Raw genomic sequence first — 714 nt, 5'->3', positions numbered from 1 at the left:
CTATCTTGCGCTTGAGTAGGGTGCTTCTGCTCTCGAAGGGTGGGTTCAGTTGCAGATGACTCGCGAGACAGCGGTCACGCTGGTGCAGAAGGTCATGAATGTTGAGTACGATGAAGACGAGATGCAGCGCGTGCTGAACGAGCTCGACAGGGGGCTCGGCTGCCCGACTGGCTACGTTGCTGGATTGATCTTCTGGCCGAAGGACAGGCAAGAGCCGACAGCAGCCCAAGTCGTTGACCAGGCTTTGGCCTACCAGCCGTTCATGCTGTGAACGATTTCAAGCCCTCAGCCAGATGACGATGGCGGCCGCCGTGACGGTGCCGAGGAACGCGTACCCGCGCTTGTCGTATCGAGTGGCCACAGCCCGGTGGTTCTTGAGTTTGTTGATGGCCCGCTCAACGGTGTTGCGCTTCTTGTAGCGGTCCTGGTCGAAGCCGGGTGACCGCCCGCCGCGTGAGCCCTTGCGTTGGCAAGCGGCCTGGCTGTCGGTCTTCTCTGCGATCGTGTGCGGGATGCCGCGACGTCGCAGGTACTCGCGGCAGGGGCGGTTGCTGTATGCCCGGTCCGCGGCGACGCTGTGGGGCTTCTTGCGGGGCCTGCCCGGTCCAAGGCGGGGGAGGCGGATCTAGGTGGGTGAAGTCAGGAGCGGGGATCAGCGACCTCGGCTCAAGTCGGAGATCCCTTGGATGAACGCGCCGACGGCGATGAACGTGC

The 714-nt window shown here is 63.3% G+C and carries 1 protein-coding gene and 1 pseudogene; one reads left to right on the top strand and one right to left on the bottom strand.

Translation table 11 applies throughout. The features are described from left to right. Positions 1 to 55 precede the first annotated feature (55 nt). Complete coding sequence (locus tag AC5WS8_RS39250; RefSeq protein ID WP_496108251.1) at positions 56 to 271, top strand: bacteriocin immunity protein; 216 nt, start codon at positions 56 to 58, stop codon at positions 269 to 271. A gap of 6 nt (positions 272 to 277) precedes the next feature. Here AC5WS8_RS39250 and AC5WS8_RS39245 read toward each other — a convergent pair. Further along, positions 278 to 625 (bottom strand): annotated as a pseudogene (locus AC5WS8_RS39245) (transposase); the annotation flags it as partial. Positions 626 to 714: the final 89 nt, after the last annotated feature.

The organism is Streptomyces sp. PTL18 (genome assembly GCF_059510295.1).
The sequence above is the reverse complement of the archived record's forward strand: the minus strand, read 5'-3'. Positions and strand labels throughout refer to the sequence as shown.